This is a genomic window from Paenibacillus konkukensis (genome assembly GCF_023523925.1).
Lineage (GTDB): Bacteria > Bacillota > Bacilli > Paenibacillales > NBRC-103111 > Paenibacillus_S > Paenibacillus_S doosanensis.
Map to the genome: position 1 here is coordinate 5,558,478 of NZ_CP027059.1, position 14,383 is coordinate 5,572,860.

Genomic DNA, 14,383 nt, shown 5'->3' on the forward strand with positions numbered 1-14,383 from the left:
GTGACACCACCCGCAAAGTCTTTTTATCTCAGTAATTGAATAGGCTATGTTTTTCTATTATTGTTGATTATTAAGGGTAACCGTTTGAAGGTGTCTCAGTATTTGTTCTTGGTGATGCTTGTCATGACCAATAAACATTTCTCGTAAAAAGGTTTCCAACGTATACGCACTATTATGGAATTGTCTGATAAATGCCGTTTCAGAAACCATATTGAGTTTTAATACCAATTGTCTACGTTGGGAAATAGCTTCCTGTAGCAAATCATGTGGTTCTATATTTCTACCGAAAGTAACGGATGCTTCGTTAAATGCCTGTACATCATGATGTTCTTCAAGCTTTACTTCTTCATTGTTTATAATCCGATCAAGTGTCGTAATAAAGTTTTTGTCCCAACCCATAATATGACTGATAATGTCCTGAATCGACCACTTACCAACTATTTGTTTGCGAAGAACATCATCGGAGTAAGGGATTAAATTAGAAATAAAAAAGGTCAATCTTTCTAAGTCATTAGAAGCATCAGTAATCATTGCCACATTAAATTCCTCCAAGTTACTTAGCCATTGAATAAAGGGCTATTGAGATGAATATTTCAGTGCGCCTGTTTAATTGTGAGACTAACCTTTAAATGCTATGGCATCAAGTTGGAATTGAAGTCCATCTTCACCGCCACGATGTGCAAATTCTGTTTGTATTGATTTTCGGGCAGGGTATTTACCATTAAATCTATTTTTGATTACCTTTTCCATCACAGGTATATTCCAAATATCTCTAAACATACAGTCAATCTTAACGACTGATTCTAAAGTTAAACCGATTGATTCTAATCGCTTCTCTAAATGGTCAAATGCACCGTTGATCTGATTCTCAATAGATTGACCCATATTTCCAACACAGTAATTAATGAATGCAAAATCACCGGCTTCAACAATTCCAGAATGCACCCAATCTTCTTTAATATCACTTCTTACAATTTCCCTCATACAATTTCCTCCTTCAAATAAAGAGCCATTGCAATGAAAATATAAAAGTTCAGGAACGTGTGTTCCTATTTCGTGATAATACCATACATTCCCATATAGTTCAATGCCGTTAGCTAATCCCCACTTGGCGCTGCTTCATCTAAATAATCATGAGATTATAAAAAGTCCAAAGGCAGAAAATTACTTGGATTAACCCAAAATGAACTTGCCCAAAGGGCTGGACTTTCCCAAGCACAGGTTGCACGGCTTGAAAACAGTTCGCAAATTCCTAGAATAGACACCTTGATCAAGGTAGCGATCGCCCTTGGCATGAGCATTCATTTGAATGAAACCGATGAACATGCGGTCGCTAGTCATTAACTAGCCCATGCCTAATACATTTTCGAGAGTCGGAGGGTTCTTTTTCGTATTATCAGGTTCCATAGAAGTGGGGGAGGAACATGAACTGGGCTGCGTTTAAATCACACGGAATTCGCCCCAAAAAAGATTGTTTTAGTTCATTCAAATGATTAAACTAAAGGATAACAGTAGGTTCAAAGGATCGATGAGACGAAGAGGGGAAACCGAAATGAAGACGGTCAAGCGCATGATGGACCACATGAACTGGGCGGACGGACGCATCTTGGACGCGCTCGAGAAGAGTGAGACGAAGAACAAGGAACTTCTGAAGCTGTTCGGCACGTAGCGGTCGCGGAACGAGTCTGGCTGTCCCGATTGCAGGGCAAGGGCAGCGCGCAATATTCGTTGTGGGAGGAAGCGTACACACGCTCTGATCTACGGGGCACAGAACAAACATCGGATCATCGACGTCGATACGGAAGCTTACATTAATTTGAGTATGGTATGCTGGTGCTGCTTGTGGTGTCTATCGGTTTTACGATCGTAAACGTGAGAAGGCCGGTTACTCGCACTGCTTTAATAGTGCAATCGATGGGCGTAGGTTTAGGATTATTGCTTGTTTCATGTGCAGTCGCTTTTTTCTCTTCCTCCGATGCGCTCAATATTTTGGTATATTGGGTTATTTACGCCATCGCGTTCATCATTGCCAGCCTGGTCAATGTAGTGTTTATCGTCCTCAAGAAACGGTGAATGGAAGTTCGTTTCAACAAAGACGATCGCTTTCGTATTCATTGACACGCCTATAAAACGTCCTATGCTTCATATTCAATTTCTTCATCGCAGCTGTAGCTGTTATTGCCCCAGCCTTCCACTCGTCGTAAATACTGTCATAACTAACAATAACAGAGGGGGTTTTTCCAATTGATCTAGAGGGTTTCATCAATATGAGTCTGTTGTTTTTTACACTTGTTCTTCCAATATGCTTTGTGATCTTTAGGGTAAGCAAGGTTTCTAAAAAAATTTTAATATTTCAATCTCTGGGTGTAGGGTTTGTGTTATACGTCATTTCATCCGCTGTGTCTTTTTTTGTGTATACGGATGCTTTGAATGTTCTCGTCTTCTTGTTTCTTTATACATTGGCTTTTATTTTGAGCAGTCTGATTAATATTGGATTCATACTCATTAGAAAACGTAAAATATGATTTTTTATGTTCCCCGCTAACCCCAATGTGAGAACAATGCAAAAGAATATTTGTCAAAAGGAAACTGCCGTGGGTTGCGGCAGTTTTTCGCTGTTTCGGCGCTCTTGACTTTTTTTGATAAAACCAGCTTTACATTTGGCCAATATCAAATTCCTTTAATTTGACAAGTTTTTTCTTCCCCCTATTCCCTTTTGTAATCTTTACTTCCCCATTTTCAATTGTTCTTTTACTAATAAAATCCCCTGTAAGCAAATTATAGTCGTCTTCATCGTTACCCATTTCATTTTTAACTGGAAATGACGAACCCATTGTTGCGCCAATTAGATACCAATCATTATCTTGAAATCTAAATCGATATCGGTTATACCACTTGCTGCTGCTACCTCCGAAGTCACTAACTACCACGGACCCTCGATCTATAGTAAGGCTATCAAATGGATCTCCAAACACTCCGCCTGCATCTGCAGGAAGAACTACGTTTTTCGCAATTATTGAAAGTGAGAATGTGCTATCTTTGTTCCCAAAGGCAATTAGTAATGATCGGGGAGGTGCTTTCTCGCTTTTTACAGTTTTCTCGATAACCATGGCGACATCCTGAATACCATCATTATTCAGATCGCCTGTAGCTTTTACAGGCTGCTCTCTGTTCACTAATATGTGCCAACCAGTTGGAATTAATGAAGTTGTTTTTTCATTATTTACATGATTTGAAACGCCAAGATTATCGGACTTTACGGCCTCCGTTTGTTTCACTTCGAGGTCAGGAGACCTATTATTCGATAAGCTGACAGCATGACCATTATTACAAGCTGTTAAACAGCCTAAAAATGCGAAACATAAGAGAGTTCTTTTTATCATTGTCTTCACCCTATAAAATTTTTTAAAAGTCAAAAACGTAGAAGCAACGCCCCTTCGTTTGATTTTAACTATTCTAGCAAGCTTTGTATAGATGTTTGCAATATTCATCTTGGCTGTCCATTTTCCTAAAAAAATTTTTAAGAACATTTATGGCAGGGTCAGTTGTTGCAAGGCACTAACGGATAACGATAGTTTAATGAACAGGCAGCAATTGTACATTTATCTCTTCAAAACTCAACTTTCGGTGCGACCAAGCCTAGGTTGTGAAGTTTAGCAGGTGGGAATCCTGCTTGGAAAGGCAAAGCCAAGCCACCAATAGCGAGTCTTGGACGGCTGGAAGTAATTTCAGACGTTAAGCGTAGACAGCCAGGTAGTAGGCCTAAAAGTGACTGAGCCTCGAAAAGAGTAAACCGGAGAGGTCGACGTTTTCGAAAGTACGGAAGACAATACTCATTCATGCGTTAAGGGCGAGGATGAATGAGCTCTCCCGGGGTCGAAGAGCTAGGCATGCTATACAATGACTTCACAGCAACTTGGGAGACCCTGTCCATTCTTCACAAGAGAAGTATGGCAAACAACCGATCAAAAGGGAGGAAGCCAAATGATGGACAGGGAGTCGGATCACCGCGTACTACCGATGAAACCGAGTAATGTCGGCGGAGGGAAGGCGGTGACATATCGTCATGCTCCACTCATTCAAGAAATCGTAAGCCGTGGGCTGCATGTTATCGGTATGGTGAAAAACGACAACAAGCGCTATCTGGTGGATGGAAAGCGCGTTGATCTTAAAGCGTTGTACACCGCAGCACCGCGGGTAGAAGGGAAGAATGCTACCATTCTGCGTTGTATCCGGACACACCTCGTACCGGGCATTCCAGTTATGGTGGTGTTTGTTCGTCATCGTTCCAAAAAGAACGAGTGGCTGGCCATTCTCTCCACCGATCTGACGCTAACGCCTCAAGAGGTCATTCGCATTTACAAAATGCGTTGGGACATCGAGGTCTTCTTTAAGTGCACCAAATCATTATTGCGTCTGCAGAAGGGGTTCCAAGGACGCTCTTATGACTTGCTTGTCAGCCACACAACCATTGTTTTTACTCGCTATATTGTGCTCGCATGGCAGCACCGACAAAGTACCGATCAGCGTTCCTTGGGCGGCTTATTTTTTGAGCTTTGTGATGAAGTCGGCACTTTGGATTGGACCGTGGCCCTCCAACAATTACTCGGATTGATCACCGAAATCGCAACAAAGGCGGGGAAGAAAATCAAAAAACTGATCAATAGTCAACTCCAACAATTTATTGCCGGTTTGCCCAGCTATATCAGTGCTTATCTGACTTTTTAAAGCTGCGAAAGTTGAGTTAATAAGGGATAGTTCATTAGAGCCTGTCTTCAAACTTAAGCCATCCATATCATAATCGAAACTAATGTCAAAAAAGCCTTGAACGTACAGGCTAATTTCTCAATCCGTGTAGCAATGCGACGATAATGCTTAATTTTATTAAAAAAACATTCTACCCCGTGGCGTTCTTTGTAAAGCCACCAGTCGCAATCTCGCTGAACACGGCGAGATTGCGACTGGGAATCACGGGATTGGCTTGTTGACCCTGTAGAAGATCAAGGATTGCATTCGTATCGTATCCTCGATCCGCCAAGACATTGGTTCCGGTAAGTTCCATGGACTTCAGCATTTCGTAGCCCGTCATACAATCATGACTTTGTCCGCCGGAGAGTTCAAAACGCAAAGGGTTACCCAGTGCGTCTACGATGGCGTGGATCTTGGTCGTGAGTCCGCCTCTGGATCGCCCGATGGCTTGAAATTGCAGCCCCATTTTGCCCCGGCTCCATGCTGATGAACGCGAACGATGGTTGCATCGATCATCACATTCTCGAAGTCGGGTTCTATCGAAACATGCTCTAAAATCTGCTCCCACACACCAGACATTTGCCAGCGGCGAAATCGGGTGTATACGGTTTTCCAGGAACCATAATACTCCGGTAAATCGCGCCAAGGCGCGCCGGTTCTTGCAATCCACAGCATGGCATTCAACATCGTCCGATTGTCTTTTGCTGGCCTTCCGCCTTGCTTTTTTCGCTCGGAGGGCAGCAAGTCTTTAATTATTTCCCATTGTTCGTCGTGTATTTCGTATCGTCTTCTCATACCCTGATTCTACCATTATTTTTACTTGATTAATAGTTTGAAGACAGACTCTAATAAATAACTTAGTCTGAGAAACAAAATTAAAGAGTTCTTTCTGATAAAAAAATATCATAGTTGAAATAGCGCCAATGAAAACACCTCATTTGCTTGTTCATCGCTATTGATATTTTGGTTGTCATCCAATCTGTATATTTCAGAGGGTACATAACGTTAATTTCAAAGGAATTCTAAAGTAACGTCTGATTTCAGGCGTTTTTTTGTTATCCAAACGAATATTTTGGTCTTTACAGGTAACACTTGTGCATAGAGTAGATTAAAGTAGCGGTTTAAGTTTTGTTGAAGATTTAGTTTAAGTTTGTTAGAATGGAGGCAAGAGGTGATGTTCGTGTCTACAAAACAAGAGCGCCAATTGCTCATTGAAAAGAGCGCGCAAATACTTGAGGGTACGATCAAGCAAACTGATCCAGAGTTCTATCGCGCGCTCAGCAACATGCTTCATGATTACATTGTTGTGACTAACCCTCGCAGGAGTGTAGAATTCCGAATGGATCTTATTGATTCGATTCGTTTAATGGCAGAGGTTGTAAACCATGCCCAGCCGGTTAAAGTGTACACTACGGGTGAATTGGCCCGTATCTTTGGTGTTTCGGTGCAAGCCATTAATAAGTGGATAGATGAAGGGCGTTTCCTTGGGTATAGACGAGAGGGGAAAAATCGACATAACCGAATTCCTGAAACGATTTCTTTTGTTATGAGAACCGGAGAGATGATTTCGGTCCGCGAAGTTGTTGACATGTATGAACGCCAGAATCAAGAGCATGAGGTGGTGGAATTGAATCCTGATGAGCAACGGGATTCGATATTAGACGAGATTTCTAGCTTTATGAGAAAATATGGCGGTACATACGAAATGACACTTGGCGCTAAGGCAGAACGGACAATCCGTGAGGATCGCGATGCGTCGATTTGGCTTGCGTTGCTTGATGAGCTGAGGGAATTGAATGAAGCGAAAAAGTGATGATCTACACGGAACGAATTTTGATTTTTTAAAACGCGCTTTCCCTGATCTTATCGATTCGATCGAGGACGGTTTTTTCGGCGAAGAGCCCAGTAAGGGAGCATTTGTACGTAAAACCATAAAGTTCATGGACGGAACTTACATGACAGTATTTGAATTGATCGAAACTAGGACGGGAAAGAAGAAAAAATACCAGTATGATTGGGAATATCAACGTGGAAAGTTGTGGAAATGGCATAACGAGCCTTACGATCAAAAGCTGCATCAAACCGTAACTGAGCCTGATCACATGCACCATAAGCCAGTCGGAATGCATGAAGAGCGGAGGTATCCTAACTTCGGGCACCATGATTTGTATACGATTATGGAAACTATATATACGATCAGAGAGATTGAAAAGCAAAAACAAACAGACAAGCTCTGATGATTTCACTGAGGTCTATCATTCAACCAAGCTGGCCCCCAACGGAGCCAGCTTTTAATATGTTCCTTAAACCTTCTGGCAGAATGCTAACGTTACCTATAAAAACTCAGTTTCCTCTTTTTCACCAGCCCCCTCACTCATAATGAACAGACCGATACTGGCTTGGAGACACGCCCTCCCGCTTGCGGAAGGCCCGCGAGAAGTTATTTTCATCGACAAACCCGACCTGCGCGACAATGTCTTTGATGGAAAGCTGGCTGTCTTTAAGCAGTTCTTTGGCTTTCTCGATGCGAATTTTGGAGACGTACTGCATCAAGGGAAGACCGTTCTTGGTCTTAAAATATCGCGTGACATAGGATGGCGTCAGGGACAGCGCTTCGGCCACGGTAGAAAGGCTGAGATTGCAATCCATGTAATTGTCGGCCACATACGCGAGCATCGCATGATACAATCGGTTATTATTGGAGTCTTCGCCCAGGCTCTCCTGAATGCTGCTGGCCGCGTCGAGAAGCGTAGCGCAAGCTTCGGCCACGGTTTTGGATTGGTATTCGGTCAGGGCGTCCAGTTTATATTTGATCGCTTCGCGATGCGATAGCGGGATGTTATTGACGAGCTCGTTCAAGGTGAAAATGATTTTTTGAAACGTGAGACGAAAGGTCGGCGCATCTTCGAGCCGGGTGAAGCGCGCTTCCAGTTCCTCAATCAACAGCTCCAGCTTCTCCGAGTTTTTGGAGCAGACGGCAATGTGGAGCGCTTCAGCCAAGTCGGAAATATGACGCTTGTCCGTGTCGTTATTCTCCATGTTTTGCTGCGACAATTCAGAGGGGGTAATAATGGACTGCTTGCCGGCAAAAATCCGATACTCCGCAAGCGCTGTGGCCGAGCTGAACGATTGATGCAAATCATTGGTAGGCTGCGGCTCTCCGACCGTGCAGGATATCGACAGGGAGAAATGCCGTTTCATGAAGGCGATGATCTGCTCGGCAAATTCGCGGCTGCGCGTCTCCCATTGATCCGCAAACTCTTTATTCCACGAAACGATCCCCACAATGCCGTTATTGATGGCCAGATCAAGGGCATAATTCACGCCATGCTCGCCGGATAAATTCTCCAGCACATTGCAAATCGCATATTTCATTAACCACTGTTCACTCAGCGGCTCCTTGCTAACCTTGGCATTATAATCGTCGAAAATAATGACGAGCACGCTGCTGATGTTGCGCGTACCGAACAATTTATGAAGCGTGCTTCGGTTATTCGGGGTCGTATTGTCTACATTCAATTTCCCCATTAGCAGGGCCAGAAGCAGCTGGTTCCTGGTCAGAACCTCCTGATTATGCATCTTATTGGACAAATGGATGGTCTCGTCTCTCATCTGCTCGATATAGCGGGTAAGCTGCTCTAATTCATTGCTATCCTCTGCAATGGATTTGTCGGCTGATAATGTAGGGAAGCGGCTGGACAGCTCCTGAATCGGCTGATAGCTCTTGCGGGCCGCTCGGAAGCAAAGTACGAGTCCCAGTGTCAGCGACAGCAAAAATATGCTTACGGATACGCTTAGCGCCGAATAGTATTCATGGAAATAGGCATGTCGCCGAATCGCATTGACGACAAGGAATTTCTGTTTCTCCGACGTTTCCTGTAAGAGCAGGTAGCCCGGGATGCGTACGTTCGAATGTTGAGCCGCAAGGGCAAGCTCATTCCAGCCCGGATCGGAAGTTCCTTTTATATAGAAGATAGGCATGTTGTATTGGTCGAATACCATCAGGCTGCTATCGCTGTCTATCGTCGTTTGGAAATTGCTTAGCAAAGCGGAATAGTTCAGTTTATAGATCATAATCCCGCTGGAATACGGGGTATTGTCAAGCGGAACCAGGAGCAGCAGCACTTGTTCTTGGGCGTCATGCTGACCTTCGTTGGCGAGCGAGGATAGCAGCATGGGCGATCTAAGCTGGCCCAGCTTATGCGCCAGAATGTCTGACGCGATCCGGCCCTCGCTGACGAGCTGGCTGTAGCTCTCAGGGGTATAGATGCCCGTGTCGGTGAAAATAACATTTTCAAGAGCAGGATACACCGGATTCCGATAAAACAGACCGATCGAATCCAGATCGGCGGACAGCGCCTTCAGCTTGGAGAGCTCAGCGGCAATTTCATACGGATATTGCAGCTGCTCCTGCAGTTGATAGGGAAGCAGCTTGGTGTCATGCGACAAGGTCAATGTCAATTTTTGCAGGTCCACGATTCGCGTGTCCAGCAGGTCGGTCATATGCGCCATCGATCGATGCGTATTGTCCGTAAGGCGCTGATAGGTGTTCGAGAGAGAAATAATATTGGTGAATAACAATAACAGGCCGGTTACGGCCAATATTAGAAGATGCCTTAGAAGAAATTTTCGATAGAGCTTGGACTGAAGCGCTTTCCTCAACATCAACACATCCTATGCGCAAATAGATCTTCATGTCTTCACGAGTATACGAATATTTGGCTCTGTTATCAATTCTTTTAGCGCAAGTAGCAAAAAATGACGGGTGACTGAAAAAAATGCAGGGTGCAAAAACCGCGCAAAAACCGAATTTTGGGGCGCAAGGGCAATTATCGCTTCTTGTTGGAAGCTCGCAGCATTCCTTATAATCGGAGCCATGGGAACACGATTCAGGCGCCGAATCGATTCCGAGTGTAACGTCTAGATTGATTGGCATGACGAAGGAGGCCTGTTAGATGGCTGCGAAATCGAAGGCTGCAACCGCATCTATACCTGGGTCGAGCTCCAAGAGGCTAAGGATGCGAGGCAACTGGGACTATCTGATCTTTATCATCCCTGTTGTCTTGTACTTTCTTATCTTCTGCTACACACCTATGTATGGCGTACAGCTGGCATTCAAACGCTTTAACCCTGCGCTGGGCATTATGGGCAGCCCTTGGATCGGCTTGGATAACTTTGAGAAGCTATTCCATTCGTTTCAATTTTTGCGCATTCTCAATAATACGTTATTGATCAATTTGTTTAAAACGCTGATCAGCTTTCCCATCCCTATTATCCTTGCGCTCATGTTCAATGAGATGAGGAGCGAACGATGGAAGAAGACGTTTCAGACCATCACGTATGCTCCATACTTTATCTCCACCGTTGTCTTTGTCGGCATTATTAATTTGTTTCTGGGCGGGGAGAACGGGTATTTGAATCATGTACTGGAGATGATCGGCATCTCGCCGCTTCCTTTCCTGACCAGTCCGGATTACTTTCCCGGCGTCTATATCGGTTCCGACATTTGGCGCAATAGCGGATGGAATTCCATTATCTTCATCGCGGCATTAGCCGCCGTAGATCCTCAGTTGAATGAATCCGCGCAAATTGATGGAGCCAGCCGGTGGAAGCGAATGATTCATGTGAATCTGCCGTGCATTATGCCTGTTGTGATTATTCAATTTATTTTGCAGATGGGGAAGATGATGACCCTCAGCTACGAGCGCATTCTTCTTATGCAGAATAGCCTGAATTTGGAACGATCGGAGGTCATCTCCACGTATGCTTACAAAGTAGGTCTTATCAATATGGACTATGGCTTTTCGACGGCTGTAGGTCTGTTTAACAATGTCATCAACATCATTTTGCTGCTCGCGGCCAACAAGATTGCCAAACGATACAGCAGCAGCAGTCTGTTTTAAAAGGAGATGTGAACGTGGAGGCCGTTTCTCACAAAATTCGGGAATCTAACGGAGATCGAATCTTTCTAACCTTTACTTATATACTGATCGGGCTTCTTGTGTTAATCGTGCTGTACCCGCTGCTCTACGTAGTCAATGCCTCGTTCAGCGATCCCAAGCTGGTCATTAGCGGGAAGATCGGGCTGATCCCGGTAGGCTTCAATCTGGAAGCTTACCGCCGCGTATTTATGAATGCGGAAATATGGATCGGATATCGCAATACGGTGCTGTATGCGGTCGTAGGCACCTTCGTCAATATTACGCTGACCATGATGGGGGCCTATCCGCTGTCGCGCAGAAATTTCCCCTGGCGCCGCGGACTGATGATCTTTATCACGATTACGATGTTTTTCAGCAGCGGGATTGTGCCGATGTATCTTCTTGTGAAGAACCTGGGGCTGTACAATTCGATGTGGGCTTTAATTCTGCCTTCGGCCATTAACGTCTATAATATGATTGTTGCCAGAACCTTCTTGGAAACGAACATTGACGAGCAGATTTACGAGTCGGCCTACATGGACGGCAGCAGCAACATCAAATCGTTTTTCTACATTGTACTGCCGCTTAGCGCGCCCATTATGGCCGTTCTCGTACTCTTTTACGCCGTCTATCATTGGAACTCGTATTTCGAAGCGATGATTTATTTGAAGGATCGTTCCTTATATCCGCTTCAGCTCTTCCTGCGGGAAATTCTGGTTATGAACCAGTCGGATAACGTGATGATGGATTCGATCGAGATGGATACGAGCAAGTTTCTGGTGGCGGAGGGCGTCAAATATGCCGTCATTATCGTATCCAGCGGTCCGATTCTGCTGCTATACCCGTTCCTTCAGAAGTATTTTGTCAAAGGCATGATGATCGGTGCGTTAAAAGGTTAGCCTAAAAAAAGGAGATGACGAACGAATGAAGAAAAAGAAATTGACGATGCTGGCAACCGCAACGCTTCTCGCCGCGGTTCCTGCGCTGAGCGCTTGCAGCAACGATAAGCCCGCAGCCCCCACTGCCCAAGACGGAAAAGATGTCTCGGCCAATATTACGAAAACGGGAATGCCGATTGCCAAAGAGCCCGTTCAGTTGAAGGGGCTTGTCTCGAAGTATGAACTGGTCAAAGACTGGAACGAGCATAAAGGCTTGAAATACTATGAATCCAAGTCGAACGTCATGATTACTTGGGATTCCGTGCCGCAAAACTCGTTCGAGGAACGGAGAAATTTATTGTTTGCTTCCAACGATCTTCCGGACTTTGTGATGCGGGCTAATTTATCCCCTCAATTGATTACGTCCTATGCCGCGGCAGGGCAAATCATCCCGTTGGACGATTACATTAATGCAGGCTATGCTCCGAATTTGTCCGAGCTTATGAAGAACAATGACGGCATTCGCAAAGCGATTACTTCGGCGGACGGCCATATTTATTCGCTTCCCAATATTAGTGAAGCCGACGGACGGATTAGCTCTTCCTGGCTGAATCAAAAGTGGCTGGACACATTGGGACTCAAGATGCCGACAACTATGGACGAGTTTTATGAAGTGTTAAAGGCGTTTAAGGAGAAGGACCCGAACGGGAACGGCAAAGCGGATGAAATTCCAATGTCGGGCTATAAAGAAGGCAACGGCAGCAGTGGAGATGAATTTTTCAGATCGTTCTACGGAAGCTGGGGCTTCGGAGGAAATTCCGGGATCATCGCCCCTTACATGGATGTAGATAAAGACGGGAAGGTTCGTTATATCGCAACGGACAACACGTTCAAAGAGATGCTCACGTTCTTCAATAAGCTCTGGAAGGAAGACTTGATCGATAAGGAAATATTTTCGCAAAATATGAATCAGGAAGTTGCAAAGATCGATAGCGAAAGAATCGGTTACGTCGCCAAAGGCAACAACAATCTGTGGATGGGCAAAAATCGCAGCAATTACGTCCAGAACCCTGTCTTGAAAGCTATTGACGGCCCTGTATATTGGACGGGCATTAGCCCTAAAGTTCGGGATACCGGCTCCTTCGTCATCACGAGCAAAAATCCGAATCCTGCCGCAACGCTGCGCTGGGGAGATTATTTCCTGAGCGAAGAAGGAACGGCGCTGGCCCGGCTGGGGATCGAAGGCGTCACTTATACGGTCGGCAGCGACGGGTTCTATAAGCTGAAGGATGAATTCGCCAATAATCCCAAAGGGCTTACCGTCGATGAAGCGCTCTCCGAATATACCATTTTCCAAGGCGGCGGCATCCCACAGCGGGTTACGCAAAAGGTCGACCAAAGCGCAGCGGTTCTGCCGGAGATGATTAAGAATAAAGATGTCGTTCGTCCTAATCTGGTGCCGGAAGAGAAATTGATGATTCCGAATTTCACCGAACAAGAGAATATTGAATTGAGCTCTTATGCGACCGATATTAAAGCGTATACCGACGAGCAAGTCATTAAATTTATTACGGGCGCCAAACCGCTCAGCGAATGGGATAAATATGTAAGCACCTTGAACAAAATGCAGCTGGATAAATATATGGCCATCTATCAAGCCGCTTATGACCGCTGGAATAAGAAGTAATCCGCGAATAGGGAAAGGGAGGTTAGCTATGAGATTTTACGGCACCAGCGCAGCCGAGGGAATACCGAATCCCTTCTGCTCCTGCTCCGTTTGCGCCAATGCGCGCGCGAAAGGTGGCGCAGAAATTCGCCGCCGTTCGATGTTCCGAATCGATGAACAGCTCTGCATTGATTTGGGGGCGGATGCTTTTCAGCAAGCGATTGAATTCGGAGACTTTACCAAGCTTCAGCATGTATTGGTCAGTCATACCCATGAAGACCACTTTAATTACATGATGATGAATGTTAGAAACATGTCGATCGAACGCTTGAAGGAGCCGCTGAACTTTTATTTTACGGATCAAGCCTATGAAATTGTCAATTTCTATCGGCAGAGCCGGCCCATCATGAAAGGGATGACGTCCGATCTGGAGGCTCGCGGCATCGTGGCCTTCCATAAGCTGGAGTTCAACGAAACGGTAACCATCTCAGGAATGGAAGTGACCCCGCTGCGAGGCAATCACTTGGGCAATATGGGGGAGAGCTGCGCCAATTATCTTATTCAACAGCAGGACGGCCAGAAGCTGTACTATGGCGTAGATTCAGGCTGGTATCTTCCGGAAACGTTCAAGCTGCTGGAGAACGCGTCGCTGGATGTGCTGATCAGCGAATGCACCTTTGGACTGACCGGCGGGCGGGGGCTCCATCCGAACGGCCATTTGGATGCATTCAGCTGCATGGAGCTGTTTCATAAGCTGCTGGAGCAGGGAACTCTGCATGCCGAATCCCGAATTTATCTCACGCATATTAACCATTTTACTTCTACGCATGCGGATCTTGTAGCCTGGTTTCAGGAGCAGCAATTCCCGTGTCCGATTACGGTGGCATGGGATGGAATGACGATTTGACATTTGTACCCCTAAAAATTCGTTTAAACCTTGATGGGCTTTGCGCCCGTCGAGGTTTTTATTTTGCCATTTTGGAAAGTTTAAGTTTACTAAAGCGTCAGCGTAGTGAAGATAGTTCCTATTGGCGATAAAAAAAACGACAGCTGAGCATGGATAATACCGGACGGAAACCGAAGTCGAGAAAAAAGTGGAAGTGAGTTCAGAGTAGAACAGAAGAGGAAATGGGTATGAGGTGGAGAAGCGATAGCGGCCGCCTTTGAAC

12 protein-coding genes and 3 pseudogenes are annotated in these 14,383 nt (G+C 45.2%); 9 read left to right on the forward strand and 6 right to left on the reverse strand.

The features are described from left to right. Positions 1-57: 57 nt before the first annotated feature. A complete protein-coding gene (locus tag SK3146_RS24185; RefSeq protein ID WP_249866418.1) occupies positions 58-531 on the reverse strand; it encodes a DinB family protein in 474 nt (157 codons plus the stop codon). Positions 532-618: 87 nt separating this feature from the next. Continuing rightward, positions 619-984 carry a RidA family protein gene (locus SK3146_RS24190; RefSeq protein ID WP_249861168.1) on the reverse strand — a complete coding sequence of 122 codons (366 nt, stop codon included), beginning with the start codon at positions 982-984 and terminating at the stop codon, positions 619-621. A gap of 234 nt (positions 985-1,218) precedes the next feature. Here SK3146_RS24190 and SK3146_RS24195 point away from each other — a divergent pair. Beyond that, positions 1,219-1,344 (forward strand): annotated as a pseudogene (locus tag SK3146_RS24195) (helix-turn-helix domain-containing protein); the annotation flags it as partial. 145 nt (positions 1,345-1,489) lie between these two features. After that, a complete protein-coding gene (locus SK3146_RS24200) occupies positions 1,490-1,669 on the forward strand; it encodes a hypothetical protein (RefSeq protein WP_249861169.1) in 180 nt (59 codons plus the stop codon). 275 nt (positions 1,670-1,944) lie between these two features. Here SK3146_RS24200 and SK3146_RS24205 read toward each other — a convergent pair whose 3' ends face one another. Together SK3146_RS24205 and SK3146_RS24210 are read right to left on the reverse strand one after the other, a co-directional pair. Continuing rightward, the gene (locus SK3146_RS24205; protein WP_249861170.1) at positions 1,945-2,115 is read right to left on the reverse strand and encodes a hypothetical protein; all 171 of its coding nucleotides are present in this window, start codon (positions 2,113-2,115) and stop codon (positions 1,945-1,947) included. Positions 2,116-2,654: 539 nt separating this feature from the next. Beyond that, positions 2,655-3,491, reverse strand: coding sequence for a hypothetical protein (locus tag SK3146_RS24210; RefSeq protein WP_249861171.1), 837 nt, complete (start codon positions 3,489-3,491; stop codon positions 2,655-2,657). A gap of 568 nt (positions 3,492-4,059) precedes the next feature. Here SK3146_RS24210 and SK3146_RS24215 point away from each other — a divergent pair. Beyond that, positions 4,060-4,728, forward strand: a pseudogene (locus tag SK3146_RS24215) (IS4 family transposase); the annotation flags it as partial. 53 nt (positions 4,729-4,781) lie between these two features. Here the strand turns inward: SK3146_RS24215 and SK3146_RS24220 are convergent. Then, a pseudogene (locus SK3146_RS24220) lies at positions 4,782-5,544 on the reverse strand (IS5 family transposase). Positions 5,545-5,929: 385 nt separating this feature from the next. Here SK3146_RS24220 and SK3146_RS24225 point away from each other — a divergent pair. Then, positions 5,930-6,562 carry a helix-turn-helix domain-containing protein gene (locus SK3146_RS24225; RefSeq protein ID WP_249861172.1) on the forward strand — a complete coding sequence of 211 codons (633 nt, stop codon included), beginning with the start codon at positions 5,930-5,932 and terminating at the stop codon, positions 6,560-6,562. After that, positions 6,546-6,986 carry a toxin-antitoxin system TumE family protein gene (locus tag SK3146_RS24230; RefSeq protein ID WP_249861173.1) on the forward strand — a complete coding sequence of 147 codons (441 nt, stop codon included), beginning with the start codon at positions 6,546-6,548 and terminating at the stop codon, positions 6,984-6,986. Before SK3146_RS24225 ends, SK3146_RS24230 begins: the two co-directional genes overlap by 17 nt. 133 nt (positions 6,987-7,119) lie before the next feature. Here SK3146_RS24230 and SK3146_RS24235 read toward each other — a convergent pair whose 3' ends face one another. Beyond that, positions 7,120-9,414, reverse strand: a complete 2,295-nt coding sequence (locus tag SK3146_RS24235) for a helix-turn-helix transcriptional regulator (RefSeq protein WP_249861174.1) — start codon at positions 9,412-9,414, stop codon at positions 7,120-7,122. Positions 9,415-9,704: 290 nt separating this feature from the next. Here SK3146_RS24235 and SK3146_RS24240 point away from each other — a divergent pair, with 290 nt between their 5' ends. The 4 genes from SK3146_RS24240 to SK3146_RS24255 are packed head-to-tail and all read left to right on the forward strand — an operon-like array spanning position 9,705 to position 14,121. Next, the gene (locus tag SK3146_RS24240; RefSeq protein WP_249861175.1) at positions 9,705-10,652 is read left to right on the forward strand and encodes an ABC transporter permease; all 948 of its coding nucleotides are present in this window, start codon (positions 9,705-9,707) and stop codon (positions 10,650-10,652) included. 14 nt (positions 10,653-10,666) lie between these two features. Continuing rightward, positions 10,667-11,569: a carbohydrate ABC transporter permease gene (locus SK3146_RS24245; RefSeq protein ID WP_249861176.1), complete on the forward strand. Its 903-nt coding sequence runs from the start codon at positions 10,667-10,669 to the stop codon at positions 11,567-11,569. 25 nt (positions 11,570-11,594) lie between these two features. After that, the gene (locus tag SK3146_RS24250) at positions 11,595-13,235 is read left to right on the forward strand and encodes a type 2 periplasmic-binding domain-containing protein (RefSeq protein WP_249861177.1); all 1,641 of its coding nucleotides are present in this window, start codon (positions 11,595-11,597) and stop codon (positions 13,233-13,235) included. Between the two features lie 28 nt (positions 13,236-13,263). Beyond that, positions 13,264-14,121: an MBL fold metallo-hydrolase gene (locus tag SK3146_RS24255; protein ID WP_249861178.1), complete on the forward strand. Its 858-nt coding sequence runs from the start codon at positions 13,264-13,266 to the stop codon at positions 14,119-14,121. Positions 14,122-14,383: the final 262 nt, after the last annotated feature.